The following is a 25,900-nucleotide window of genomic DNA, read 5'->3' as shown; positions in this document are numbered from 1 at the left end:
TTTAACTCAGCCATGGCGTCAGATATGCGCAAAGCCACATTGTTGAGCTACTCAACATACAAAAAAGCCTTGCTGTAAAGCAAGGCTTTCTTTTTACTCGTATGCCTGAGAAAAAAACATACAACCATCAATCTAGCACTGTTTCTCTCTGTTGTTTTTCATGAATCAGCTTTCTTGCAAGCAAGATAAACAGCAACATCAACAATGGATAATGCAACGTCGACAATACCAATGACCACAAACCACTAAACGAGACAACAGAGCTTGAGTACAAATAAAGTTGCTCAACGAATACCAACGCAAGCGTTACAAAAATCATCTGACGAGAATCCAAATGCACTTTTGACTCTCTAAACGTCATAACCAACGCTGATGCCGTAATTAAAATAGCTAACCAGCGGCCAAACACAGGTAATGGCCAGATAACAGAGATGACCGCCGTCACCGCAGTCATAATGAACCAGACGCCTTTTGAGCTCAGCACTTGATCAACATTCACGTCTTGATTTGTTTCCAATCGCAGAACATGCCAGGCCACCAAGCTTCCTAACAGCGCACCAAACAACATATCTAAGAAAAAGGCGCTACCAAGGAAAAACTTACATAACATAATAGTAAGCGTGATGAGCATCATGACAGCGGTTGTACCATTCAAACCGAAATAATGCGTTCTCTGAAATAAAAAGGTTAAAACACAAAACCAAACGGCAATAGGCAAACTTGGAAAACTAAATCCAAAGCTGTGTGTTAACTCCATCATTGGTATATAGACATGCGGGCGAGGAAGCGCAAAGCCCTGTTGAGCTACAAGTACCATCAGGGACGTCGCGCTAATAGCGAAAAAAAGTCGGAATACAAATCGACTGCCAAAACGCATCATTACCAACGGAAATAGAAAAAGCAGTATCGTAGGTTCTGTCAGTTCTATAACAAGATTTGAGATCTGATTCGCTACCTCGAAACTCGTTTCTGATAAAGCCCCTACCCAGCTTTGTAAGTCTTTCATCCACCTCAATTCAATCTGACGAAATGAAGGCGCGGATTCGATCAGCTGAGTCACATAAGATGCGGACTGCTGAGTAGCTTGTTCAAAAAACTGAATGGCTTGTGGCCATTGAGCGGGATAGCGGTACAAAAATGATGGCAGCTCGGATGGTCCAAGTAACATTGCAGATGCGATTTCTACTCCGTAGTGAGGAGCAAACCAAATAGGTAACTCATTCCCACCTAAGGAATTGTTCATCGAAAAAGCAATAATCTCAGAATCTGATATGCAATCGTAATAAACCGCGGTGTCTGTTCTGCCAAGTTCCTCCCCAACCGTGACCACTAACCCCGTTTCTTCCCACGTTTCTCGTTGCGCAGCAACTTTGGGGGATTCTCCATCAATAATTGTCCCACCAGGTAGAGAAATCTTATCCGTCAATATTTCATGAACTAGCACTAACTTGTCGTCAGCACGAACAACGCAGAGTGCCCCTTTTACTTCGCTCGCGGCAGCTTTAACCGTAGAGATTGGTGAAACAGGTAACAAAATAAAACAAAGGATGAGTAATAACAGCTGTCTCAACACAAAATATGACCTTAAGTAAACATTATGATAACCAATGAATAATGGCAGTTAATCTTATCTTTTTCGATAAAAATTAAGTAACGAGTTATGCCAAACAACGTTGATCGAATAAAGCATGATCTTGAAGCTCATTGGAGAGTAATTTAATGCAAACCTGACAAAAATCAGACAAAACATGAAATATTGATCGCAATTCTGCCAGTTATATGAAGGTAGCGTCAGGATAAAGTCATACACATTTTATGGGTTCTCAAAGTTGGAACAATAAAAAAGGGCTTATTATTCGAAAACAATAAACCCTGCTTATGATAACTATGCGCTGTTCGTTGAAACCAAGAATGAATTCTACCTCAAGTCACCAACGAATCAGCTTTTGAATGCTTGATGGTTAGTTAGACTTGCAATGTGCGTCGCGAACTTCTTGCCAAACACCCCAAGGTCCAGAGTCTGCGGGGTTATCGCCTTGAGTCCACCACTGCGCCTGCCACACTTTGCCATTCCAAGTAACGTTATCTCCTTTGAGATACACCGTACTCGCTCGCCATTCTGCTGCGCAGTGATCTGTTGGAGGCGTTGTCACTGTTTTCGCTTGAGCCGACACTAGCGCCTGATATTGTGTGCTGGTCTTATCAATGTTGAAGTTCAAAGCAACTCTTGCTTCTCCCGCCTGAGCTGCTCCAAATTCGACATCGACACGACAACTTGCATTCATTGCTAACGTCGCCTGAGAACACTGATCATTTGCAATAACGGCAGCATCAGCAACGCCAGAAGCAAACGCGCGAACGTTTTCTACAGTGAACGTCGTGTTACCTGAATTTTTGATAACAAAACTATGTTGCTGCAACTCGCCAACATTAAATGATGCCAATGTCTGTTCGGTGGTATACCCAACAGAAACATTCTCTTTCGGAGGTGTAGTCGTGCCAATGACACCATTAACAAAATTACGCATGGCGGCGATATCGCTATAAACACCATACATACCCGGACGAGCACAACCTATCCCCCAACTGACCACACCAAGTTGAGTAATTACGCCACCACGATTAATAACGATTGGGCCACCGCTATCTCCCTGACAGGAATCTATCCCACCTTGAGGAATTCCCGCGCAGAAAGACACCTCTCCAACGGTTGTGTAATTACCACCGGCTTGACGACAAGTCGTGTCCGACACGAGCGGAACGTCAACCTCTTGCAATCGAGATGGAGAGCTTCCTCCTTCAGAGGTTCTCCCTAAACCTGCGACTGTAAGCCAATCTCCGATGCTGGCGTATTGCGTTAGACTGCCATCGGCAATTTCAACCGCAGCAACACCTTGAGGTACAGAGTCTAACTTTAAGACTGCGAGATCATGAGAAAGCGTTGCTCGGCGATATGCCGGGTGCATGTGGATTTCACTGACGTTAGCTCGAACACCGTCAGTGCCATTGTAAACGACGCCACCGATTTTAACCGCAATCTGATTCGGTGAATCACCCTCGACACAGTGGGCCGCAGTCAGGACGTAGCCATTCCCAATATAACTGGCACCACAATATGATCGGTTACCATAACGGCTGACAATTTGGGTGTAGAATCTCCACTCACTAGGATCAGCAGTGATGCCGCCTACGATCTGGGGTTGTATAGTGTGATTTTGTGTCTGTGACAAATCATCAGCACTTGCGAACATTGGCAAAACAGCCAACGCAAGTAACGATTTTGTTAGTTTCAAAATATTGTCCTCTTGTTTTTGTAAGCACGATCCTCGTGCTACTAATAAACAAGCAGACAAAAACGCCAATACCAATGTGGGCGCATATTAATTTACTAACATTGCGAGCAACTTATAGAGAAAAGTCTATTGACGAACTGAATGATTTCAATTCGCTAGAATGTGTATCACAATATTAAAATTAAGCATGATCATTAGCTCAACGGCTTTCTTAGATAGTGAATATGGTGTGCAAACCCTTGTTTTTCATACAAAGAGACTGCACCTTGGTTAAAGTGCCATACTTCAACAAACATCTGTTTTGCACCGTAATCAGAGAACGTTAACTCAATTTTGTTAATCAATGCCTGAGCCGTGCCTTGTTTCCGAAACTCAGGTAACACATAGAGCTCATCCACACTTCCCATCATAACCGGCTGACTGACGGTAGAAACAAGTTCACAGAAATGACCCGAGATAAAACCAATCATTTCATCTCCTTGTTTTGCTACATAAACAAGACATTCAGGATCATCAATGTATCGAGCAATACTTTTTTCTTGCTCTATCTCCTCTGCAGTTTTGAACAGCTCCGGAGATTGAAGATGATGCTCATCATGCAGCTCAAACATAAGGTCGTTGAGCGACTCAAGGTCGCTAAAACACGCAGATTTAATTACAAACGTGGTCATACAAAGGGTCACTAAAAATTGAATGGCTGTAGTTTGTGAGGAAAATGCCGTATTGGCAAGTCACAAAATTGCCTGCACGAGACGTTTACGCTATCTACAAACAAAAAAGCCCCTGCACTTAATAAGCGTACAGAGGCAGAACCAACCTACAGAGTTCGAGGATCAGGGGTTAGTTAGAATTGAGTTTTAATTAGCGTCTTAACACTCGTTCAATTTCGTTCAAGCTACTTGGGTCATCAATCGTTGACGGAACGGTGTATTTTTCACCATCGGCTATTTGACGTATGGTTCGGCGCAGAATTTTACCCGAACGTGTTTTCGGTAAGCGATCCACAACCAATGCATGCTTAAAGCAGGCAACCGCACCGATCTCACTACGTACCTTGCCAACAAGCTCACCTTCAAGATCAAGCTCGTCCACTTTGACACCATCTTTAAGTACCACAAAGCCAAGTGGGAGTTGCCCTTTCAGATCATCGTGAATACCCACCACTGCACATTCCGCAATCGCTGGGTGGCCACCGACAATTTCTTCCATTTCGCCTGTCGATAAACGATGCCCCGCGACATTAATCACGTCATCAATACGTCCCATAATGAACAGGTAACCGTCTTCATCCAGATAGCCACCATCACCTGACACATAGTAGCCAGGGAATTGACTGAGATAACCGGTTTCAAAACGGTCATGGTTACGCCAAACCGTTGGCAGACAACTCGGTGGCAGCGGACGTTTTAATGCGACAAAGCCTTGTTGGTTAGGCCCGACCGACTCTCCAAGTTCATTCAGAATCTCGACCTGATAGCCCGGAATTGGCTTCGTCGAAGAACCCGCTTTAACTGGCATCATTTCAACACCTGTTGGGTTGCCCGCGATAGCCCAACCCGTTTCCGTTTGCCACCAGTGGTCAATAACGGGTTTGTCTGCTTTGCTCTGAACCCATTCCAGTGTTGGAGGATCAAGGCGTTCTCCGGCCATAAAGATGGTTTTCAATTTAGAGAGATCATACTGTTTTAAAAACTCACCTTCTGGGTCTTCTTTCTTGATCGCACGGAACGCTGTCGGGGCAGAGAACAACGCATCTACTTTGTATTCGTCACACACTCGCCAGAATGCACCAGGATCCGGTGTTCGGACGGGCTTGCCTTCGAATAAGATTGTTGTGCAACCGTGAATCAGTGGCGCGTAAACAATGTAAGAGTGCCCTACTACCCAGCCAACATCAGATGCCGCCCAAAATACGCCATCTTGAGGAATGTTGTAGATTGCGCTCATGGAGTACTTCATCGCGACGGCATGGCCACCGTTATCACGCACAACGCCTTTTGGCTTACCTGTCGTACCCGACGTATAAAGAATGTAGAGTGGATCGGTTGCTAACACCGGAACACACCCGTGTGGCAACGCTTGGTTGTACTCTTGCTGCCAATCCAGATCTCTTTCTTGGTTTAGATCGGCTTCGCACTCAGGACGCTGGAATATAAATACTTTTTCAGGCTTCCATCGGCTGTCCATAATGGCCTTGTCTACCATTGGCTTATATGGAATAACTTTGTTGATCTCAATCCCACACGACGCCGTCATGATGACTTTCGGCTCTGCATCTTCAATTCGTACAGCAAGTTCATTAGGTGCAAAACCACCGAATACAACGGAGTGAATTGCCCCCAAACGCGCACAGGCTAGCATCGCCATTGCGGCTTCTGGAATCATCGGCATGTAAATAACGACTCGGTCGCCTTTTTCAACTCCTTGGGCAGACAGCATGCCGGCAATTTTTGCCACTTGGTCACGCAGGTTACTATAGGTATACGTGGTTTTATTGCCGGTTACTGGCGAGTCATAAATGAGTGCCGTGTTATCACCGCGTCCTTGCTCGCAATGGTAATCCAATGCTAACCAGCACGTATTCATTACACCATCTGGAAACCAACGTTCTATGCCGTTTCCATCAGATTTCAAGATAGTTTTAGGAGATTCGAACCAATCGATATTCTCCGCTTGAGCGCGCCAAAAACTCTCCGGTTCGTTTTTCGCCCATAAATATTCTTTTTCGTATGAAGACATATTGCTTCCTCCAGTATGTCCTGACATTGCTCTCGTTCTATTCAAAGACCATTCTTTTCACTCAAAGACATCAGAGGGTGCACGCACAAATCCCTCCATTAGTATTCTCGCACTTCGGCTCATGATGGCTTTTTGCACCACCCAGCCCTGTTCAACTTGCTTCGCTTGTGCTCCAACTTTTAACGTTCCTGAGGGGTGGCCAAAAGTCACTGACTCTTTTTCACCGCCACCAGCAGCCAAGTTAACCAACGTACCCGGCACACACGCCGCTGAAGCGATAGCAACGGCTGCTGTTCCCATCATTGCATGGTGAAGTTTGCCCATCGACAACGCACGAACCAACACGTCTATGTCTGTATCATTGACCGCTTTGCCACTTGAAGACAGGTAACTTTTCGGTTTAGCAACAAATGCTATTTTCGGCGTATGTTGGCGTGTTTGAGCTTCTTCTAAATCAGAAATCAGGCCCATTTTTAACGCGCCATATGCACGAATCGATTCAAACATCGCTAATGCCGCATCATCATTGTTGATGTCATCTTGCAGTTCCGTGCCCTGATAGCCAATAGACTCAGCATCAATGAAAATGGTTGGAATACCTGCGTTGATAAAGGTAGCGTTAAACGTACCCACATCAGGCACCACCAAATCATCGACTAAGTTGCCTGTTGGAAACATGCTGCCTTCGCCATCAGAAGGGTCAACGAAATCGACTTGAATCTCAGCGGCCGGAAACGTCACGCCATCAAGCTCAAACTCGCCGGTTTCTTGGACGAAACCATTAACAATTGGAACGTGAATCAAGATGGTTTTGCTGATGTTCACCTGCCAAACACGCACCGTCACAATACCATTTTCTGGAATGCGATCTTGTGGAATCAGCCCAGCATGAATGGCGAAGGGACCAACTGCCGCAGACAAGTTGCCGCAGTTACCACTCCAATCGACGAATGGTTTGTCGATCGACACTTGTCCAAACAAATAGTCAACGTCATGACCGTCTTGGCTACTGCGCGAAACAATCACTGTTTTACTAGTGCTGGAGGTTGCACCACCCATACCGTCGATTTGCTTCGCGTAAGGATCCGGGCTGCCGATAACACGTAACAACAGTTTGTCACGTGCGGCTCCAGCCACTTGCGCTTCTTGAGGCAAATCCTCTAGGTTGAAAAAGACACCTTTACTCGTGCCGCCACGCATGTACGTCGCGGGCACTTTTATTTGGCTTGTTTGATTCGGAGTATTATTTGACATACGCACTCCTTATTGCGCCAAGAAATCTTGCGCGAAACGCTGCAAAACACCACCTGCGTTGTACACGTGAACTTCGTCAGCGGTGTCTAGGCGGCAGGTAACAGGAACGTCAACTTTATCGCCGTTGCTACGCGTGATAACCAAGGCCAGATCCGCACCCGGTTTAATCTCGCCAGCTACGTCGTAAAGTTCCGTACCATCCAGTTCTAACGTATTACGGTTTACACCTGGTTTGAATTGCAGCGGCAGTACGCCCATGCCAACCAAGTTAGTACGGTGAATACGCTCAAAGCCTTCAGCAACAATGGCTTCTACGCCTGCCAAACGAACACCTTTTGCTGCCCAGTCACGAGATGAACCCTGACCGTAATCCGCGCCGGCGACAACAATCAATGGTTGTTTACGATTCATGTAGGTTTCAATCGCTTCCCACATGCGTACAACCTGGCCTTCTGGTTCAATTCGCGCCAGAGAACCCTGAACGACTTCACCGTTCTCTTTCACCATTTCGTTAAATAGTTTCGGGTTAGCAAAGGTCGCACGTTGCGCCGTTAAGTGATCGCCACGGTGAGTCGCATAAGAGTTAAAGTCCTCTTCCGGAACGCCCATTTTGGCAAGGTATTCACCCGCAGCACTGCTCGCCATGATCGCGTTGGATGGTGACAGGTGGTCAGTCGTGATGTTGTCGCCCAGAATCGCTAATGGACGCATGCCAGACAGTGTTCTTTCACCCGCCAGCGCACCTTCCCAGTAAGGTGGACGGCGAATGTAGGTACTCATCGGACGCCAGTCGTAAAGCGGACTAGAGCTTTTCTCTGCGTCATCGAGCTTAAACATCTGGATGTAAACTTGGTTAAACTGCTCTGGCTTAACGTGTTTGCCGACCACAGCATCGATCTCTTCGTCGCTAGGCCACAAATCATTTAAGTAAATTGGTTTACCGTTTTGGTCAGTACCCAAAGCATCGCGTTCGATATCGAAACGAATCGTACCCGCTAGCGCATAAGCGACAACCAATGGTGGTGATGCAAGGAAAGCTTGTTTTGCGTAAGGATGGATTCGGCCATCGAAGTTGCGGTTACCAGACAGAACGGCTGTCGCATATAAATCGCGATCAATGATCTCTTGCTGGATTTTTGGATCCAACGCGCCACTCATGCCGTTACAAGTGGTACATGCGTAACCGACGATACCAAAGCCAAGCTTTTCTAACTCTGGTAATAAGCCCGCTTCTTCCAGGTAAAGACGCGCTACCTTAGAACCCGGAGCAAAAGACGACTTCACCCAAGGTTTACGTACAAGGCCGAGCTCATTGGCTTTCTTCGCGACAAGGCCTGAGGCAACCACGTTTCTAGGGTTACTGGTGTTAGTACAAGATGTTATCGCAGCGATGATAACTGCACCATCTGGTAACTCGCCTTCTTTCTCTTCCCACGCACCAGAAATGCCACGCTGCGCCAACTCAGATGTTGGTAAACGGCGGTGAGGGTTTGACGGGCCGGCCATGTTACGACTTACTGATGATAAATCGAACTCAAGTACGCGCTCATAAACGGCAGTATCTAGATCGTCAGCCCAAAGACCGGTTTGTTTTGCGTATTTTTCTACTAGAGCAACTTGCTCTTCATCTCGACCAGTTAGTTTCAAGTAATTGATGGTCTGCTCATCAATATAAAACATGCCAGCTGTCGCGCCGTATTCTGGTGTCATATTTGAAATAGTTGCGCGGTCTCCGATCGTTAGATCGCGTGCACCTTCACCAAAGAATTCAAGATATGAAGAGACCACACGCTCGTTACGTAGGAACTCAGTAATCGCCAGAACAATATCCGTTGCGGTAATGCCAGGTTGACGTTTACCCGTCAGTTTGACACCGACAATATCAGGTAGACGCATCATTGATGGTCGGCCAAGCATTACGGTTTCAGCTTCCAGACCACCGACACCAATCGCGATAACACCGAGGGCGTCTACGTGAGGCGTGTGACTGTCCGTACCCACACAGGTATCTGGGTAGGCAATACCCTGCTTCGCTTGCACCACAGGAGACATTTTCTCCAAGTTGATTTGGTGCATGATGCCGTTACCCGCAGGAATCACACTGACGTTTTCAAACGCTGTTTTACACCACTCGATAAAGTGAAATCGGTCTTCATTACGGCGTTCTTCAATCGCGCGGTTTTTATCGAAAGCATCAGGATCAAAGCCCGCATGCTCAACCGCTAAAGAGTGGTCAACGATCAGTTGAGTCTCAACAACAGGGTTCACTTTTGCAGGATCGCCACCCTGATCCGAAATAGCATCGCGCAGACCCGCTAAATCGACTAGAGCGGTCTGACCAAGAATGTCATGACAAACAACGCGTGCTGGATACCAAGGAAAATCAAGATCACGTTTACGTTCAATTAACTGTTTCAGGCTATCCGTCAATGTGTTCGGATCACAGCGACGGACCAGTTGCTCAGCTAGCACGCGGGAGGTATAAGGGAGTTTTTCATAGGCTCCAGGAGAAATGGCATTGACGGCTTCGCGTGCATCAAAGTAATCCAGTTGAGTTCCCGGAAGCGGCTTACGATATTGGGTATTAATATTTGTGTTCATGGTTTGCTTCCATTCAGTCTGTACATCTTGCCTTCATCAACGTTTTTCCATTGCTCCAGAAACATCGTGATGAGAGGAGCTCCTTCCTCTGTCAGAGAGAGGTACAAAGGAAGGAGGTGGTCAATCAAAGCGTATGTGCCCTAATTGACCTTCGCGCTAGCGATTCTCGATAGGTACCCATTCTTGATGGTCTGGGCCCGTGTAATCAGCACTTGGGCGAATGATGCGGTTATTGGCACGTTGCTCATAAACGTGTGCCGCCCAGCCCGTTAAACGACTCATCACAAAAATTGGTGTGAACAGCTTGGTTGGAATGTCCATGAAGTGGTAAGCCGATGCATGGAAGAAGTCCGCATTACAGAACAGACCTTTCTCTCGCTTCATCACTGATTCCACACGCTCAGAAACAGCATATAGATGTGTATCACCGACTTGCTGTGACAGCTCTTTCGACCAGCGCTTAATCAACGCGTTGCGAGGATCACTTTCGCGATAGATGGCATGGCCAAAGCCCATGATCTTGTCTTTGTTGGCCAGCATTTTCATGATGTTCGCTTCCGCCTCGTCTGGCGTTTGCCAATCTTCAATCATTTCCATCGCTGCTTCGTTTGCGCCGCCATGAAGTGGCCCGCGAAGCGTACCGATTGCTGCCGTGATACAAGAATGAATGTCTGACAACGTTGATGCACAAACACGCGCTGCAAAAGTTGATGCGTTGAATTCATGCTCAGCGTAAAGGATTAAGGAACAGTGCATCACTTGCTTGTGTAGCGCTGATGGCTCTTTATCTGTAAGCAATCGCAAGAAGTAACCGCCGATGCAGTCTTCGGTTTGATCTTCTGTATCGATACGAACGCCATCGTGACTAAAACGATACCAGTAGCAGATGATAGCTGGGAAAAGCGCTAGCATACGTTCCGTCGAATGCAATTGCTCATCGAAGCTCATTTCTTGCTCTAGGTTTCCTAACACAGAACAACCAGTGCGCATCACATCCATTGGATGAGCAGTAGCAGGAATAAGCTCTAACGCTTGCTTAAGCTCAGTTGGTAAGCCGCGAAGGTTTAAGAGATGTGTCTTGTACGCATCCAGTTCTTTCTGAGTTGGTAAGTGACCGCGTAACAGAAGATGTGCAACTTCTTCAAATTGAGCATTATTGGCAAGGTCAGTAATATCGTAACCGCGATAAGTCAGACCGGTCCCCGTTTTTCCGACAGTACATAAAGCTGTGCTTCCAGCGCTTTGACCGCGTAGGCCTGCACCACCTAACTCTGCTTTCTTTTCTGCAGTTTGAGACATTGTTTGAACTCCTTTTCTGTCTGGCTTTGCCCTCTTTGGAGCGTTTTTTTAGCCAGACGAATTTCACGTTATTGAATTAGATAAATTCCGATTATCTTTTCTTGGGCTTCCGTCTATCTTTTCTTTTCCCGCTATTTTCCTTCAGAGAATAGCTGGTCAAGTTTGTCTTCGTAATCGTGGTAGTTCAGGTGCTGATACAACTCTTTGCGTGTTTGCATTGAATCAACCAAAGCTTCCTGATTGCCCACTTCTAGCAAATGCTTGTAAACCGTTTCAGCGGCTTTGTTCATGGCACGGAACGCACTTAATGGGTAAAGCACCATATCGACTTTCGCTTTTGCAAGCTCATCGCAGCCGTACAGTGGCGTTGCGCCGAACTCGGTAATGTTGGCCAGAATAGGAACGTGCTTTCCAGTTGCTTGCTCAAGTGCGTTTGAGAACTGAAGGTACTGATCCAGCTTGGTCATTGCTTCTGGGAAGATCATATCTGCGCCTGCTTCCACACAGGCAATCGCACGCTCAATTGCACTGTCCATACCTTCAACAGCTAGCGCGTCAGTACGAGCCATAATCACAAAGCTTTCATCATTGCGTGCGTCAACCGCGGCTTTTACGCGATCAACCATCTCTTGCTGGCTGACTATTGCTTTGTTCGGACGATGCCCACAACGTTTCTGTGCGACTTGATCTTCCATATGAACCGCAGCAGCACCCGCCTTTTCCATTGCTTTGATCGTGCGAGCAATATTAAATGCGCCTCCAAAACCGGTGTCGATGTCGACCAATAGCGGTAAATCACACGCGTTAGTGATGCGGTCAACATCGACCAGTACGTCGTTCAATGTTGTAATACCGAGATCCGGCAATCCGTATGACGCGTTTGCAATACCGCCGCCAGACAAATAAATCGCTTGATGCCCCAAGTTTTTCGCCATCATGGCGCAGTAAGGGTTAATGGTGCCGACAATTTGCAGCGGATTGTTTTGTTCAATGGCGAGTCTGAACTTCGCTCCCGGTGTTAAGCTCATGACGAATTCCTTCTAGTCTTTGTCTAAACTTTCTGTATGTATAATTTGCGATTGGATGAGCTTTCGACTTCCTGAGATGTGTCTTCTCATCAGCATTTCTGCAAGCTCTTCATCGCGATTACGGATGGCTTCCAGAATGAATTTGTGTTCAGTCAACGCTTCATTTGGACGAGATTGCGCGCGCGGTGACTGATAGCGGTACATGCGTAACAAGTGGTAAAGCTCGTCGCACAGCAGAGAAATCAGCTTGCTGTTTCGGCTTGCTTGGATGATGCGATAGTGAAAATCAAAATCTCCATGCTGATGGAAGTAAGAGGCTCCTTCCACTTGATCAATGTGCTTAGAATGTGTCGACAATAGCATTTCCAAGCTCAAGAGCTCTTCTTGCGTAATATGTCGCGCTGCTAACCTTGCCGCCATACCTTCTAGCGCTTCGCGAACCGCATAGAGTTCTATCAGCTTTTCTGGAGAAAAAGTGGTCACTCTAGCCCCGACATGAGGAATACGTTCAATGAGCCCTAGCCCCTCTAAACGCATTAATGCTTCACGCAAAGGGCCGCGGCTGACTTGATATTTCTTCGCCAGTTCAGGCTCCGAGATTTTATGACCAGGCTTAACATCGCCATTCACAATGACTTCAATCAGTGTTTCTGTCAGTGTTTCTGACTTGGTGTGTTCTTTCTCAGAACCCAGTACTTTATAACGAGTTTTCAACTCAGAGTTCATACTCAGATACTCACGTTACCGACATCAAAATGTCTACAATTTCTTAACCTGAATATAAAGTAGTCGATCAAAGTGTCGACAATCAAGTAAATTGTCGACAATTTAGACTAAGGTCGTAATTTAAATCGATGAAAATCATCTATTACGAGCTAAATTGAGGGGTAATTGCGAAGGAAAAAGCAAATTGTCGACAACTAAATGCCTCTTAACATTATGATATAAAAGAAAAACAATTAAGCTGTCGAACAATTAAGGATACAAAAGGCTATTCTTTAGATGAAAATTGCTCAAAAACTTGCTGCGATGTCATCTTTTGTGAGGTGGGGTTGAGGTCATAATACGCGGGCTTTTCATCGGTAAAGATCTCTAATGAGAGTTTGAAATCTGGATTGTCGAACAAACCAGCGGAGAGAATGTACTCGCCTGTCGGTAACAAATGATAGAAAAGGTTTGTGCCGCATTCGCCACAAAAACCTCTCACCGCCCAGTCAGACGATTGATAACGCTTTGGCTCGGCCCCCTTAAACGTTACGTTAGGACCACAATGCACAGCATGGAGTGCTCCACTCGACCATTTTCGACACATCGAGCAGTGGCATAGACTCACTTCATTCTTAGCATCTGCGATCACTTCAATAGCGCCGCACAAACATGTCCCTTTCATTCTCTGTTTCCTTATTCGTTTGATGTCATTCCATTATGACGCAATTGTTAGCACGCACGCGTGATGTGCAACCAATTTTTCAGCGTGAACTTTATGAACAAAATATCCGTTATGCTCAATATTCTCTTTATCGACGTTTTAAAGACATCAAATTAACACTTGATTAACCTTTGACACATCAGCATCCAGTTCGAGTTAAAAGCTGAAACAAAAATAAGACTCATCTAAAAATAGAGTCACCAACATAAGGAACGTGAACATGTTAAAGGTAATCAAACCAACGCTCGCCGCATCGATCATCGCAGCTTCATTTTCATTTAACGCTTTTGCTGCTGATGTAGAAAAAATGCATTTCTTGATCCCTGGAGGTGCCGGTGGCGGCTGGGACATGACCGCACGAGGTACAGGTGATGTGCTACTCAAATCAGACATCGTTGAGACGGTATCTTTTCAAAACCTTTCTGGTGGCGGCGGCGGTAAAGCCATTGCGCACTTGATTGAAACGGCAGATCGTCAAGAAGATACACTGATGGTGAATTCAACGCCGATCGTCGTTCGCTCTCTAACAGGTATTTTCCCTCAATCCTTTAGAGATCTCACTCCCGTTGCAGCCACCATTGCGGATTACGGTGCCATCGTAGCCTCTGTTGATTCGCCATACAATTCTTGGGAAGACGTAGTAAAAGCATTTGAATCTAACCCTCGCAAAGTGAAAATCGCGGGTGGCTCTGCTCGTGGTTCTATGGACCACCTCGTCGTTGCCGCCGCATTTAAAGGCGAAGGATTTGATGCGCGTAAAGTGCGTTACATCGCTTACGATGCGGGCGGTAAAGCCATGGCAGCCCTTCTTTCAGGCGAAACTCAACTGCTCTCTACGGGCCTAGGTGAAGTACTGGAGATGTCAAAATCTGGTCAAGTCAAAGTGCTAGCGGTAACTGCACCAAAACGCCTAGAAGCCGCACCAAACATCCCTACGCTAACAGAATATGGTAACGAAACGGTCTTCGCTAACTGGCGTGGATTCTTTGCTGCACCAGGTACTAGCCAAGAAAAGCTGGATGAATGGAATGCAGCATTTACCAAAATGTACAACACTGACGAATGGCAAGTCGTCCGTGACCGCAATGGTTGGATAGACAACTACAAGGCGGACAAAGCGTTCTTCGCGTTCCTTGAAGAGCAAGAGCAGCAAATGGGTGACTTAATGCGCGAGTTAGGCTTCCTAAAGTAACAGTCGAACTGGGTTCCTTAGATTCCAACCTCACCCAATAACGTGGGGTTGGTATTTCCCCAACTGTATTTGCACTCTAAGTTTCACCGTATATGGATATTGTCGACAATCGGCATGCACACTCCTTTGTTTATATACCCAAAGCAGCTCGACTAGCAGCGAAATGCTTAATTGTTAATGGGTTAGTTTATTCATTAACGTCCATATGCGGTCTTTTTTATTTTTGTTAGGAGTTGAATATGTCTCGTTCAACCAACTTTTTCACCAAAGAATATTTGCTCTGTCGTGACCGTGTCGGCGCAATGATCTTTCTACTCTTCTGTCTTTGCTACGGTTATCAAACCTCGCAAATTCCATTGTTCCCTGGTGATGAATACGAACCGTTCACCGCACGTACTTTGCCAACCATCCTGACTTACGTTGGTGCAGGCCTTTCTTTGTTATTACTGGTAACAGGACAACCAGATAAACAAAGTGGCGCGGTGCTGACCTTTAATTGGAAGTTACTGATCGCTTTCTTGGTTTTGATGGCGCTTTACGGTGTGGGCCTGACTTACCTAGGCTTTGTTATAGCTACTGGCTTCTTTTTATTGGCTGGCTTTTATCTGCTGGGGGAAAGACGTAAACCCGTTCTGTTCGGCGCGTCGTTTCCATTCGTGATCGCGTTCTATTTATTACTCACTCAAGGTTTGGACATCTATCTCGAACCGGGTTTGATTTTCACCATCTGGTAGTCAAGGAAAGGACTGAATTATGTTAGATGGAATTCTACAAGGTTTATCCACTGCAGTAATGCCAATGAACATCATGATGGTGATCGTTGGTTGTTTCGTCGGTACATTTATCGGCATGTTACCTGGGCTTGGGCCGATCTCAGCCATTGCTTTGATGATCCCAATTACTTATGGCCTAGAGCCATCTTCTGGCCTTATTTTGATGGCGGGTGTTTATTACGGTGCGGTATTTGGTGGTTCTACGTCGTCGATTTTAATTAACGCGCCGGGTTGTTCTTCAACCGTGGTGACAGCATTCGACGGCTACCCGATGGCTCAAAAAGGCCAAGCAGGTAAAGCATTAGCTTTGGCAGCTTATTCTTCTTTCACTGGCGGTACGCTATCTGCCATTATGTTGCTTGTTGCCGCACCAGCATTGGCTAGCGTTTCACTTAGCTTCCAATCGTCAGACTATTTTGCGTTGATGCTACTTGGGTTATCAGCAGTCGCGGCTTTTGCGGGGAAAGGTCAGGTCATCAAAGCGTGGATGATGACCATTCTTGGTTTGATGCTATCTACAGTTGGTATCGATAAAGGCGTAGGCGTTGAACGCTTTACCTTCGGTTTAACGGATTTAATGGATGGCTTTAGCTTCTTGTTGCTTGCAATGGCGACATTCGCACTGGGTGAGACGCTGATGGGCATTCTTAAACCATCAAAAGACACCAGCGATGAAGAACAGGAAAAGCTGAGCAACATTGGCTCAATGAAAGTGACCAAGGACGAAATCAAAGATGTTGCGCCTGTTTCAATTCGCTCTTCAATATTAGGTTTCTTCACTGGCGTTCTTCCTGGCGCAGGGGCAACCATTGCTGCTTTTTTAAGCTATGGCATGGAGCGCAACCTCGCACCTAAAGAGAAAAAGGAAGAGTTCGGTAAAGGCAGTATCCGTGGTTTGGTCGCGCCAGAATCAGCGAACAATGCAGCCTCTAGTGGTTCATTTGTACCGCTGCTAACGCTTGGCATTCCGGGTTCTGGTACAACAGCAATAATGCTCGGTGCGCTGATCGCTTATGGTATTCAACCTGGTCCTCGCCTGTTTGTTGAGCACCCAGACGTGTTCTGGTCGGTGATCATTTCCATGTACTTCGGCAACATCGTACTCGTGATCCTGAACTTACCGTTGATTCCGTACATTTCAAAGCTTTTGGCGGTTCCAAGAACGGTACTTCTGCCGATGATTTTATTCTTCTCAATCACCGGAGTTTATTTGGTCTCATTCAATACCATGGATGTGTTCGTGATGCTGATTGTCGCTATGGCTGCCATTGCACTTCGACTCGCTAACTTCCCACTTGCGCCTTTATTGCTTGGTTTCATCCTTGGGGGATTAATGGAAGAGAACTTACGCCGCGCATTAATGATTTCAGACGGCGAATTGAGTTTCCTATGGGAGCGCCCTATTACCCTTACCTTTACTGTTTTAGCCGTATTGGTACTGGCAAGTCCACTAATCGTAAAGCTGATTCAAAAGTTTAAAGCACAGCCAGTGAGCGTTGAGCAGTAATAACTGTCTCTTACAACCTAGATAAAGCCATCCATCGCGATGGCTTTTCTTTCTCCTATCAAATCGTTCACTTATTAAGCAAAATAATATTGACAAGTCATCGCCTATATATAAGAGTAGTTGCATGAATACACACTTAGCGCAACTTAACCAACGAATTATCATCATTCCATAGGAATGGTGGGATATTTGATGCGCTCAATATTTATCGAACCCACCCATAACGGTGGGTTTTCTGTCTCTACCGTATGGGAAATACTCTCTTGGAGGCGGTCACATGCAAAAAGTAGCGGTTTTTGGTAAGCCCGGCAGCGGAAAATCGACGATAAGTAAAGCAATCGCGTCTGCTACCGATCTCCCTCTTCATCAATTAGATTCCATAGTCTATAAACCAAACGGTGAGCCCGTTGAGCGTGACGTTTTTGATGAAGCACATAGCAATATACTTCACTCAGATCGTTGGATCATAGATGGTCTGGGGCCTATCAGCTCCTTTAATGCTCGTTTAGATGCAGCCGATACTCTCGTTTATATTGATCTACCATACTCCGTAAGCTATTGGTTTGTGACGAAACGTCTCCTTAAAGGACTATTTATTAAACCCGAAGGGTGGCCTGATGGCAGTTCGGTATTTAAAGGGACATTACAAAGCTACAAAGTTCTTCAGCAATGCCCTGCATTCTGGAATGATGACTTCATGTCTCGTCTCGAAGGGTACTCTCAAAGTAAAACCGTTCATGTCATCAAAAACGTCACAGAACTGAACAATTTTGTTTTAGAGCGGGTAAAGTAAACTTCATATCAGAACACTAGAGCATGTGGGATGGGTCATCTAAAGCTCTAACAATGAAAAAGAACATAACAAGGATTGTTTATGCTTTTAGAACTAGCGCTTTTATTCGTTGCCGGCGTAGTTGGTGGGATCATTAACTCCATTGCGGGAGGCGGAAGCTTTATTACTTTTCCGGCCCTATTGGCGGTTGGTGTGCCTCCAATTATGGCCAATGCAACAAATACTTATGCTTCATGTGCGGGGTACATTAGCGGAGCCGTTGGCTTCAGAGAAGAGATCATGAAGAACAAACAAGAACTGTTGTTCACAGTCTCATTCAGTTTAGTAGGTGGCGCTGTCGGAGCATATCTGCTGCTCAACACACCAGAGTCGCTATTTTTGGAAGCCATTCCTTGGCTACTCTTGTTTGCCACCGTGCTTTTCCTGACTGGTTCTCGTTTAACAATGCTTATCAAAACTGTCGCGAAAGAGCACAAACACGCAGGAATACTCGGAGCAATCGCTTTGGGTCTATTACTTGTTGGTGTCTCTGCTTACGGTGGTTTTTTCAACGCAGGTTTAGGGGTTATTGTTCTGAGTTATCTGGTAGTAGCGGGTCACCAAGATATTAATTTAATGAACGGTTTGAAATTGCTGGTATCTACGTGTGTTTCACTCATTGCTATCGTGATTTTTGTTGCGAATGGTTCCATTGACTGGCGCACAGGTAGCGTTGTTTTGGTCGGTACGTTGGTGGGTGGTTATCTTGCAGCTCGTGTATCTCGTCAACTTAATCCCAATCATGTTAAAGGGTTTGTTGCTCTTTCTTCTATTCTGATCACTATCTACTTTTTCATTGATGTTTATGCTTAAACAAAGCTTGCACAAGTAGATAACACCCCAACAAAAAACGCCATCGCGAAAGATTAATGCTGATCGCTTAACGAGGTTTTTGTGTCATTCCAGCGAGCCTTGGCGAGACTAGGAATCTAATAGCAGTACGCTGAGCGGCTAATGAAACAATTTTGACCATAAAGTGCTCGGATAGAAGATCCTGTATAACGCTCCTCCGTCGCTGTACAGGATGACGAGAGATAGAAATATGCCACTCGCTGTTAAACGAGTGGCATTAGTCGCGAAAGATAGGGTTCTACATCAATAATAAGAGAAAGTAACGGTTACTTAATCAGCCCTACTTCTTTGTAGTATTTAAGCGCACCTGGGTGAAGAGGCGCAGATAAACCGTCTTTTACCATTTCCTCTTTCTTCAAGTTCGCAAACGCTGGGTGGAGACGGCGGAAATCATCGAAGTTTTCAAATACCGCTTTGACCACGTTATAAACCACATCTTCTGGTACCGCAGTAGAGGAAACAAACGTCGCACCCACACCAAAGGTTTGAACATCACTATCTGTGCCACGATACATACCACCCGGTACATTTGCGACACGGTAGAAGCTATTGTCTGCAACCAATTTTTCTACATTAGGTCCAGCTACCGTTACGATATTACTATCACACGACGTAGTAGCTTCTTTAATCGCTCCACTTGGGTGACCAACGGTATAAATCATCGCATCAATTTTGTTATCACAAAGTGCTTTTGATTGCTCTGCTGCTTTTAACTCAGAGACAAGCTTAAAGTCATCGTTACTCCAACCATACTGGCTCATTAACACTTCCATGGTGCCTCGTTGACCAGAGCCAGGGTTACCAATGTTGACGCGCTTACCTTTCAAATCATCAAAAGTTTTGATGTTCGCGTCTTTACGTGCAACGACAGTGAACGGTTCTGGATGAACGGAGAATACGGCGCGTAGTTCTTTAAAAGGCCCGCTTTCTTTAAACTTACTGGTTCCTTTGTAAGCATGATACTGCCAGTCTGATTGAGCGATACCGAGATCCAATTCACCAGCACGAATAGTGTTGATGTTATAAATCGACCCCCCAGTACTTTCTACCGAACAACGGATACCGTGATCTTCTCGCGATTTGTTAACCAAGCGACAAATAGCGCCACCAGTCGGATAATAAACCCCTGTTACACCACCAGTACCAATCGTGACAAACGTTTCTTCCGCAGATGCAGAAAAGCCTGTTGTGAGTGCCGCTAAAGAAGCAGCAAGTGCGATTTGCTTAAACTTAAACATTGAACATCCTTTTTACCTGTGTTGATGACCGTTTAAGTATAGCAACCGTTAACAATTTGATAACGTTTGAGTTCTCATCCTTGCAGATTAGCTTAGCAATCACCATTTTTATCTGCATATTCTGCCATCGTACAAGACTCTATATAAGCGAACCCCACATCGCATAGAAAATTAAATCTTTTTAAATTTTTTAATTTATTAAATGTTTAGACATACATATCTATTCGAAATTATCTATTAAATAGAAACAATCAGGTCAATTACAATAATATTGTTAAACAACCTTTATTCTATATAAATATGATGAATTATAACTCCAGACAAAAGACATGAGGCACTTGAAATAAACAAGACGAAAGAGAGAACAAATAATCGTTTAATATGATTTGGAACTTTATCTCTCTTCTCTAGCATTTTATACCGTTTCGCATGAAACTTGCTCAGAAAGACAGTGCCATATTGTAGGACACCTTGACCTGATAAGAATATATTCAGAGTGTAGTATCGGACGCCATTATCAAGAGCGTCTTCAAGATACTTCAACCAGTTAGATTTCAAATAAATAACAAACAAAACCCAAGTGAATATACCTAAAATTCCAACCGTAGTCAGATAAATAACTAAATCTGATGCTAAACTGATATCTTCCATCTTCGACTACTTATTAAGTTGAGTTTTATATAATTCTGTTCCCAAATACTCACCAGTCGAACCGCCATATTTTCCTTTTAAGTACTCCCACTACAAAAAAACACTTTTTGTGAGTAATAATGACACTCTAACTCAATCTTATGCAACAAAGCCACTATGGAGTGATAACTTTGAGCTGAGTTCAACAAAAACAACAACTTCTATGCAAGATAAATCTCTTTTAGCATGGTGATCAAATCATTGATGATTACTAAGGAAGCGGGATAGAGTAAATGTCTAACTACGTTATATGTGTTACAAACCAATTCCTCAGTAAGTATCCATATCTAGTTATTAGCTTAGATAACTGAAACAAAAAAAGCGTTGTATAAACAACGCTTTGTAGTTAGTAAGATGGACGGTTACACCGTTGGGACTGACGCTCGCCACGCTTGGTTCTGACTATCTGAGATAGAACGGAACAAGTCACGTAGCTCTTTCAATAAGCCTTCTTGGAAACCAATGTTTTCATCAGCTTTCTGTTTGGCTGCTTGTGCGCGAGTCGCTTGTACTTCATCATCTTTGCTGCGCGCTTGCGCTTTGGTTTGCTCTACATTCGATGCAGAGTTTGCCATCTGGCCCAAAGCTTGAAGAATAGCGTTCTTCGCTTGGTTTGAGCTCATCAACTTATCGAACTTACGACCACCACTTGTCAGCTGTGCTGTCGTGTCCGCGATATTGTCTTTTGCTAGTGAGTGCGCACGCTTAACCTGATCTTGCTGAGTTTTAGATAATCCATTGTTATTCATCAACTCTTCTGCTTGTTCAAAGCCTGCTTTTTGCGTCTTCAGTACATTATTGCTTGCCATTTCATTCTTGATTTCTTTCCCCGCTTTGAAAGAACCAAGCGCACCAATAATGGCTGTTGCACCCGCTAATACGCCCGAAACTACTGCCATAGCGATCATCGCGCTTGCTGAGTTGTTTAGTTCAGCCGCTTGGCTTTCTAAACTCGCGACGTTTGCTTCTACAGCAATTTCACGCTGTAGCACTTGCTGCTCACGGCTCAGCTTTGATACTTGATACAACAATGTTAGTAGCGTCAACGATTGTGATACCGCATCTGATGGTGACTTGATCACCTCTTCACCGTTAAGCGCTTTCATTGTTGTACTCATTAGCGAACTGACCGTCGGTGCAAGAGCGTTCATTAAGTTTGCAACAACTTGAGCTTGGTTGCTCACCGCTGGTGCTTTAGGTGCATCTAATTGGTGGCGCGCTCCACCATAAACACCTGATTCACTTTGGCTTTTAATAGCGCCCGCTTCAAGCTTTGTTTCTGGTGCTTTTTCTGCTTTGTTTGTTTTGATAGTGTCGCCTAAACCATACAGTTCGCCGCGTCCCGTTCCGCCTACTTTATCTAGCATAATAAACTCCTTATACCGTTGCAGGACGGCTTAACACCGTTTGCATGGTTTCACTTTTCGCTTGGATCATTTGCATGATGACGCTCATCAGCTCTTGGAAATCTTCCATCAACTTGCCAATTTCTTCTTTAAGCTTGTCGATGACGGCCTGGCTTAAGGTCATTTTGGCGCGAAGGTCCGTGATATCTGCCTGAATCTCAGTTACGTGAGCATTGTTAGCAGCATGGACACTGTCTGTTGCGCCTTTACCCACGTTGACGGCAATATCGACGGTTTCTGCGCCATAACGAATCGCTTTCGCTGTTGTTGTCGCAGCTTTTGAGCCCATGTCCGCTACTTTAGAAGCCATGTTCGCTACTTTCGCAATACTGCCAGCCACCGCGCCACCGAAAGTCACGGCTGCGCCGATAAGGGCGACAGCAATTTCTAACCCCATCACCACTTTGTTTAGCACATCGACATTTACGCCCGCTTCTTTTAGCGCATCTTGAACGGCTGGCTCTTGCAGCGCCATGCTCACAGCTCCCATGACGCCACCAGCGATCATAAGCGCACCGGCTGCGGCACCAACACCCGTTGCCACCATCACAGCACCAACAACAATAGAAACCACCGCACTGATCCAACCAAAGATCTTCGCTGCTAAGCCTGATTTTTGGGCTTCTTTTGCAGCGGCTTCCGACTCTTTGATTTTGTCTTGGTTTTCCACCATCTCTTTTTCGTGCTTAGCTTTTGCGACCTTCACTTCCTGAATTTTCAGCTCGTTTTGAGCACTTTTCAGTTTATCCGTGATAGCAGCAAGCTCTACTTCAAAATCATCAGCAGAACCTGCGATGATTTTGACTGCAATCGAACCTGTTTGATCTGCAACTGCATGGAGAGATTTTGCAATGGTATCGACGATCTTTTGCAGCTGTGCCATGGCTTTTAGCGTCAAATCATTCACTTTGTCGCTAACAGCTGCGTTAGGTGCATCTAACTGAACTTTCACTTTTCCAGTGTTCAGTACATCTGCATCTTTACTCTTCACGTTTTCTACCGTCACAGAAGGCGTCGCTGTAGACGCCGTTTTCTGCACGTTATCTAACGTGGTTTGGCCAGATTCAGGGCTATAAACCTGTGTCTGGATGCGGTCAAGTGCAATAGAACTCATAGTCTAATTACTCCTTTTTATTTCTCACCGCTTCTAACATGATGCCTGCACGCTCATGCAAATCTGTATATTGTGATTTTCCGGCAGACATCTCCTTCGCGCTGTAAAACCCACTCTCTGCTTCTGTCAGTTGTTCCAGTTTCAGGTGACATTCAGCAGAGTGAAAAGGTGGGCGTGGATCATTTACGTCCACTAGCGCTGCGTAGCTGTAGGCGTCTATTGCCTGCAGATACTCACCCAACTCCTGACGAGCCGCGCCAAGGCCAATGAAAAATCGCGCCTGATAATGATCAAGCATGCTGAGTAATTGAAATACTTTCGCTGCTTGCTCAATCTTTCCCGATTGGAAAAAGTTGTAACCTACGGCATAAATGTGTTCGATGGTGTCCTGAGACACATCGTGCAACATTTTTAGCGTGCCTCCCTCTTCCAGAAAAGACAGCAGCTCTTCTGCTTGCATTTGGGATGGATCGGTCGCGTTTGTTTTAGTCATGGTTGGATATCCTTAAATGGCTCGTAGGATTTCTTGTAAAATACTGTGGTACTTCTGAACAAACTTGTTCATCGCTTCAACGGTAGAGTTGTATTGAGAACTGGTGTCGTTCAGCTCAGTGGTTTTGATTTGCACTTCATCGTTAAGCAACTTGGATTTAGCACTGACAGAACTAGAAAAATTAGACAGTTTTTTCGACTTCTCTTCGTCTTGGTACGACGCACCATCACCGATAGTAATACCTTGTTTTTGAAGGAAGTCTCGATGGTTTGTTATCTTATTATCCGTCAAATACTTGTACTCAGGTGAAGCTTCGAAATCCGTTTGATTGCTGTAGTTAAAGTCACTCGCTTTGAAGTTACTTTCTGGATCTCCCGGTTTATAAACTCCATCAACACTTTGCGTAGAGTGAATTTTCGACTGAACAACACCAAAGATTTTTAGTTGCACGGTTAAATCTTGCAGTGCTTCCTTTTGCTCGTTACGTTTTTCTAAGCGATTTACGCGACGCTCGTTTAAGGCAAACAGCACGCGCTCATCAAAACGGTCTCCAATGCTAGACTCAACAACGGCCAACAAATCACGAGCCGTTAGAGAGTGCTCTGCTCTCACCTCGCGATCCGCTTTCTCTTTATCGGTGATATTGAGTAGACGCTCTTTCAATGCCCCTAAGTTCTTGCGCAATGCCTCATACCGCTCGGTAAACGAAGCCCCGGTAGATTCACCTTTTACTATTTTTTCAAACTGTAATCGGATGTCTCGTTCGGTGTTTTCTTTGATCAAATTAACTTGAGCTGCCGTTATTTGTGTCTTTTGGACATCGTCTATCGCGCTGTCTTGGTAAAAGTTGTCGATTTCTATCTTTGTTAAACTCACGGCGAAGTTGGCGAACAAGCCAGAAAGAGTCAAAGGTTCGGTTCCGCCAATGACAGTATTAAGTGCTGCTTTTAGGTTGTTTGTTCCAGCCGCATCTCCATAAGCTGCGCTATATTGGCCTTTCACTTGAGCGGCCATTTCATCTAACGCTTCTTTAAGCTGCTGTTTAGAAATACCAGGAGTCCAGGTAATTCTGTTAGCTAGCGCACTTGCGTCATCGGTGCTTAAAGTAATACCGATGCCTTGAAAACTACTTTTTAATTGAGCTGAGACTTGAAGAGCGAAACTCTCTTTAGTCAACAGAAAGTCCGAGCTCTTCAGTTGCGCGAGATTAACGGAACCTAAACCACTAAAGGCATTGCGAAGAAAAGAAATAGAAGCATCTCTCACTTCACGGGAGCCCATTTGATTAGCAAGCTCTGCAACAAAAAGAGAAATTTCTTTGGTGGCATTAACCAGTTCTGTCTCGGAGAGGTTAGCGATCTGCTCCGCTTGGTTACTCTGAGTCCCCAAATTAAATTGACTAACAAACTCCGTAGATAACGAGCTATCTACGCTTTCCGTCAGTAACTTACTAAACCAAGCTTGAAACTGATTTGATAGTGTTTGGTTTGTTTGAGCATTGAACTCGGCTGCGGTTAATTCGCCATCTGAGTTAACACTTTGTAGCGACTTTATCCAAACAGATGCGGTGTCGGTCAATGATATATCAGCAAATGCGTTATTTTTCGCTTTTAGGTTTTCAAGTGTATCAACATAAAGCGCGATGCTTTGTGATTCCGTTTGTCCCGAGATAGTTGGCAATGAAGAAATTAGAGAGGCAAGTTGCTGAGTCTCTGCTTCACCCAGTACAGGTGTAAATGCCTCTATCAAGTTTTGTTGGAAAGTGGGTAATGGTGCACTACTCGCAGCTGTGTCTGTTGCTCCTGTCGTAGAGCCAGTCGTTTTCATATTCGTCATTTCCAAACCTCTAAATCATCATGCCGCGCATCACTGTAGGACGCTTTCTGCGTTTACCTGACGTACCCTGTAGCTGATTTTGTTGTTGCCGGCGGCGCTGGACTTCGTCTATTAGCTCTTGCTCTGCACGTTTCATGGTATCTACTGGCGCTTTTATGCCGCCAAGTAAAACATCACCCGCAACAGGACCAACACCTAGGCCTTCCAATAGCTCGTTAAAAATATCGGTTCTGTCTTCAGCTTTTCTAATGGCAAGCTCAGCGTTCTCAATCGCATCGGTAAACGGTTGCTTCATCTTGATTCCTATCTTAAAGCGGGTCATCT

General features: G+C 45.2%; 22 protein-coding genes. 5 read left to right on the top strand and 17 right to left on the bottom strand.

What is annotated here, in order from left to right; all coding sequences use genetic code 11:
• Window positions 1–127: 127 nt before the first annotated feature.
• The 10 genes from NL644_RS13055 to NL644_RS13010 all read right to left on the bottom strand — a co-directional run bounded on the left by NL644_RS13055 (window position 128) and on the right by NL644_RS13010 (window position 13,604).
• On the bottom strand, window positions 128–1,573 hold the full coding sequence (locus NL644_RS13055; RefSeq protein WP_253658462.1) for a bifunctional NUDIX hydrolase/phosphatase PAP2 family protein: 1,446 nt from the start codon (window positions 1,571–1,573) through the stop codon (window positions 128–130).
• 388 nt (window positions 1,574–1,961) lie between these two features.
• Window positions 1,962–3,293, bottom strand: coding sequence for a trypsin-like serine protease (locus NL644_RS13050; RefSeq protein WP_139060562.1), 1,332 nt, complete (start codon window positions 3,291–3,293; stop codon window positions 1,962–1,964).
• Window positions 3,294–3,487: 194 nt separating this feature from the next.
• Window positions 3,488–3,964: an N-acetyltransferase gene (locus NL644_RS13045; RefSeq protein WP_065646441.1), complete on the bottom strand. Its 477-nt coding sequence runs from the start codon at window positions 3,962–3,964 to the stop codon at window positions 3,488–3,490.
• A 190-nt stretch (window positions 3,965–4,154) separates the two neighbouring features.
• Window positions 4,155–6,032 (bottom strand): propionyl-CoA synthetase, encoded by a 1,878-nt coding sequence (locus NL644_RS13040; RefSeq protein WP_047009794.1) that lies wholly within the window; start codon window positions 6,030–6,032, stop codon window positions 4,155–4,157.
• Window positions 6,033–6,089: 57 nt separating this feature from the next.
• Window positions 6,090–7,286 carry a 2-methylaconitate cis-trans isomerase PrpF gene (prpF, locus tag NL644_RS13035; RefSeq protein ID WP_253658461.1) on the bottom strand — a complete coding sequence of 399 codons (1,197 nt, stop codon included), beginning with the start codon at window positions 7,284–7,286 and terminating at the stop codon, window positions 6,090–6,092.
• Between the two features lie 9 nt (window positions 7,287–7,295).
• A complete protein-coding gene (gene acnD, locus NL644_RS13030; protein WP_253658460.1) occupies window positions 7,296–9,887 on the bottom strand; it encodes a Fe/S-dependent 2-methylisocitrate dehydratase AcnD in 2,592 nt (863 codons plus the stop codon).
• Between the two features lie 156 nt (window positions 9,888–10,043).
• Window positions 10,044–11,186 carry a 2-methylcitrate synthase gene (gene prpC / locus NL644_RS13025; protein ID WP_012841784.1) on the bottom strand — a complete coding sequence of 381 codons (1,143 nt, stop codon included), beginning with the start codon at window positions 11,184–11,186 and terminating at the stop codon, window positions 10,044–10,046.
• A 131-nt stretch (window positions 11,187–11,317) separates the two neighbouring features.
• Window positions 11,318–12,214, bottom strand: a complete 897-nt coding sequence (prpB, locus tag NL644_RS13020) for a methylisocitrate lyase (protein ID WP_005395068.1) — start codon at window positions 12,212–12,214, stop codon at window positions 11,318–11,320.
• Window positions 12,215–12,226: 12 nt separating this feature from the next.
• On the bottom strand, window positions 12,227–12,940 hold the full coding sequence (locus NL644_RS13015; protein ID WP_005395069.1) for a GntR family transcriptional regulator: 714 nt from the start codon (window positions 12,938–12,940) through the stop codon (window positions 12,227–12,229).
• A gap of 265 nt (window positions 12,941–13,205) precedes the next feature.
• Window positions 13,206–13,604, bottom strand: a complete 399-nt coding sequence (locus NL644_RS13010; RefSeq protein WP_046874937.1) for a GFA family protein — start codon at window positions 13,602–13,604, stop codon at window positions 13,206–13,208.
• A gap of 259 nt (window positions 13,605–13,863) precedes the next feature.
• Here NL644_RS13010 and NL644_RS13005 point away from each other — a divergent pair, with 259 nt between their 5' ends.
• The 5 genes from NL644_RS13005 to NL644_RS12985 all read left to right on the top strand — a co-directional run bounded on the left by NL644_RS13005 (window position 13,864) and on the right by NL644_RS12985 (window position 18,760).
• Window positions 13,864–14,835, top strand: a complete 972-nt coding sequence (locus NL644_RS13005; protein WP_005395072.1) for a tripartite tricarboxylate transporter substrate binding protein — start codon at window positions 13,864–13,866, stop codon at window positions 14,833–14,835.
• 239 nt (window positions 14,836–15,074) lie between these two features.
• Window positions 15,075–15,569: a tripartite tricarboxylate transporter TctB family protein gene (locus NL644_RS13000; protein ID WP_048626438.1), complete on the top strand. Its 495-nt coding sequence runs from the start codon at window positions 15,075–15,077 to the stop codon at window positions 15,567–15,569.
• A 19-nt stretch (window positions 15,570–15,588) separates the two neighbouring features.
• Window positions 15,589–17,115, top strand: coding sequence for a tripartite tricarboxylate transporter permease (locus tag NL644_RS12995; RefSeq protein WP_005395074.1), 1,527 nt, complete (start codon window positions 15,589–15,591; stop codon window positions 17,113–17,115).
• 277 nt (window positions 17,116–17,392) lie between these two features.
• A complete protein-coding gene (locus NL644_RS12990; protein WP_253658459.1) occupies window positions 17,393–17,908 on the top strand; it encodes an adenylate kinase in 516 nt (171 codons plus the stop codon).
• Window positions 17,909–17,989: 81 nt separating this feature from the next.
• Entirely contained in the window at window positions 17,990–18,760 is a 771-nt protein-coding gene (locus NL644_RS12985) for a sulfite exporter TauE/SafE family protein (RefSeq protein WP_005395076.1), read from the top strand.
• A 305-nt stretch (window positions 18,761–19,065) separates the two neighbouring features.
• On the opposite strand, the gene NL644_RS12980 is transcribed toward NL644_RS12985, so the two are convergent.
• From NL644_RS12980 to NL644_RS12950, 7 genes are all read right to left on the bottom strand, one after another.
• Window positions 19,066–20,037, bottom strand: a complete 972-nt coding sequence (locus NL644_RS12980; protein WP_006741544.1) for a TAXI family TRAP transporter solute-binding subunit — start codon at window positions 20,035–20,037, stop codon at window positions 19,066–19,068.
• Between the two features lie 285 nt (window positions 20,038–20,322).
• Complete coding sequence (locus NL644_RS12975) at window positions 20,323–20,688, bottom strand: hypothetical protein (protein WP_253658458.1); 366 nt, start codon at window positions 20,686–20,688, stop codon at window positions 20,323–20,325.
• Window positions 20,689–21,089: 401 nt separating this feature from the next.
• On the bottom strand, window positions 21,090–22,094 hold the full coding sequence (gene vopD / locus NL644_RS12970) for a type III secretion system translocon subunit VopD (protein WP_054867034.1): 1,005 nt from the start codon (window positions 22,092–22,094) through the stop codon (window positions 21,090–21,092).
• 10 nt (window positions 22,095–22,104) lie between these two features.
• Entirely contained in the window at window positions 22,105–23,247 is a 1,143-nt protein-coding gene (gene vopB / locus NL644_RS12965) for a type III secretion system translocon subunit VopB (protein ID WP_054867033.1), read from the bottom strand.
• Between the two features lie 7 nt (window positions 23,248–23,254).
• Window positions 23,255–23,740: a SycD/LcrH family type III secretion system chaperone VcrH gene (gene vcrH, locus NL644_RS12960; protein WP_054867032.1), complete on the bottom strand. Its 486-nt coding sequence runs from the start codon at window positions 23,738–23,740 to the stop codon at window positions 23,255–23,257.
• Between the two features lie 12 nt (window positions 23,741–23,752).
• Window positions 23,753–25,576 carry a virulence-associated V antigen gene (locus NL644_RS12955; RefSeq protein ID WP_301338970.1) on the bottom strand — a complete coding sequence of 608 codons (1,824 nt, stop codon included), beginning with the start codon at window positions 25,574–25,576 and terminating at the stop codon, window positions 23,753–23,755.
• A 10-nt stretch (window positions 25,577–25,586) separates the two neighbouring features.
• Complete coding sequence (locus NL644_RS12950) at window positions 25,587–25,871, bottom strand: LcrG family type III secretion system chaperone (RefSeq protein WP_005395092.1); 285 nt, start codon at window positions 25,869–25,871, stop codon at window positions 25,587–25,589.
• Window positions 25,872–25,900: the final 29 nt, after the last annotated feature.

Origin of the sequence: Vibrio sp. Y10_XG_PY6, from assembly GCF_024181795.1 — a bacterium.
Taxonomy (GTDB): Bacteria; Pseudomonadota; Gammaproteobacteria; order Enterobacterales; family Vibrionaceae; genus Vibrio; species Vibrio diabolicus.
The sequence above is the reverse complement of the archived record's forward strand: the minus strand, read 5'-3'. Positions and strand labels throughout refer to the sequence as shown.